General features: G+C 38.9%; 2 protein-coding genes. Both read left to right on the top strand.

The features are described from left to right. A partial coding sequence (locus HMPREF1207_RS00015; RefSeq protein WP_036739325.1) for a condensation domain-containing protein occupies positions 1–453 on the top strand: 453 nt, incomplete at its 5' end. A 25-nt stretch (positions 454–478) separates the two neighbouring features. Then, positions 479–1,899 (top strand): condensation domain-containing protein (locus tag HMPREF1207_RS00010; protein ID WP_016423325.1); only part of this gene is annotated, 1,421 nt, incomplete at its 3' end.

The raw sequence follows: 1,899 nt of genomic DNA, 5'->3' as shown, positions 1-1,899 counted from the left end.
ATAGCAGAAAGTATCATTACAACCAAAGAGATGCTGCGTAAAATCCCGAACCGAGGCCTTGGATATGGTCTATTTCAGGAACAATTGCCGGTCAGACCGCTTGAAATTATGTTTAACTACATGGGGCAAATGGACGCGGAGGCGAAGGGGAGAAAACTACACTTTTTTAGTTCGGGTAAGGGATCAGCCGAAGAAAATATTGTAAACCGTAAAGTCAATATTAACGGAAGCTTGCTAAAAGAACAGCTGCATTTCAGCATTGTCTATGACAAGAGCAAGTTGTCTGCTGGGAAGATACAACTATTTATTGAAACATTCCATGATTGTTTAATTGCTACGATTCAATTTTGTACATCACAGGAGGAGGTTGCCATCACGATCTCGGATACGGATGCCACTGATTTGGTTGCTGACGATCTCCAGATGATAAATGAGCTATTCGATCTAGATTAAATCTACTATAAGGTGGAGAGCGGACATGAGTTCAAAAATGGTATTAGGTTCCAATATCGAGAATATTTACTCTCTTACCCCAGTACAGGAAGGGATGCTGTATCATAAGCTGATGAATGGGGATTCTACCGCTTATGTCGTTCAGCATCGTTTTGAACTGAACGGTCTGATTAATGAACAAAAGGTAAAAGAGGCAATAGAACTTGTAACGATGAAGCATGACGTTTTAAGAACCTCCATCGTATATGAGAAATTGACTATGCCAAGACAAATTATACTTAAGAACCGGACAATAGAATATGAACGGATAGATTTATCGGTTATTGCGGCATATGATCGAAACAATGAAATGGATATGATTGCGCAACTTGATGTGAAGCGCGGGTTTGATCTACAACGCGATTCTTTATTAAGGGTTAAGCTCGTTCATTTTGGAGCAAACCAATATAAGATGTTATGGACTACTCATCACATCATTATTGATGGTTGGAGTTTATCTATTTTGTTCAGTGATTTCAAAACGTATTATGACATGCTTGAACATGGAAAGAGCTTGCAATCTATCATGTCGATAGTGGAAACTGATAAGAAGAGAATCGAAAAATATGGAGATTATGTGAAGTGGCTGGAGCAGCAAAATACTATTGAAGGAATTGCATATTGGGAAAAATTGTTATCCGACTATGATGGAACAGCGGATATAAAGTCAATGGAGCAAAAGCCACTAGCGGTGGAAACCGTTTCTTTGAGTGAAATGAAATTATCTAAAGAACAGACGGCAAGTTTGCAAAATCTCGCTGCCACCCATCATATTACGATGAATACGATTGTGGAAACAGCCTGGGGAATTGTACTGCAAGCGTATACAGGTGCCAAAGATGTTGTTTATGGCAAGGTAATTTCGGGCAGGCATGTTGCAATTAGAGGTATTGAAAAAATTGTGGGTCCATTTATCGTGACGATTCCCGCAAGAATCAGGTATACAGAAGATGATAGGGTTGTTGAAGTTTTGCACAGCACGCAGCTGCAAGGAACGCAAAGTACAGCTTATTCTTATTGTCCCTTACAGCAGATTATGAATTTAACGAAGCAAAAATCAGAATTGATTAAGTACTTATATGCCTTTGAAAATTATGAGCTTGATGAGACTTTATTGACACAACACAGTGAGGGACTTGGGCTAAAAATAGAAGCTTATCGGGAGCAAACTGATTATGATTTAGTCTTAATTGTAAATTATGAACACGGGTATTTGCGTTTTCAGATGCAGTATGCGTCAAATCGTTATGGATCAAAGGAAATAGAAGCAATGTTATTGCGCTTACAAGTTGTCTTACTCTCTTTCGCCAACAACCCAGAAAGGAAGTTATCTGAACTTGAGACGATAACAGAGGAAGAAAAAGAGCAGATACTAGGTGCATTTAATGACACGTACTTACCGTATGC

Origin of the sequence: Paenibacillus sp. HGH0039, from assembly GCF_000411255.1 — a bacterium.
In the GTDB taxonomy this organism is placed as follows: domain Bacteria; phylum Bacillota; class Bacilli; order Paenibacillales; family NBRC-103111; genus Paenibacillus_F.
Note: the sequence above shows the minus strand (reverse complement) of the source record. Positions and strands in the feature narration are given on the sequence as shown.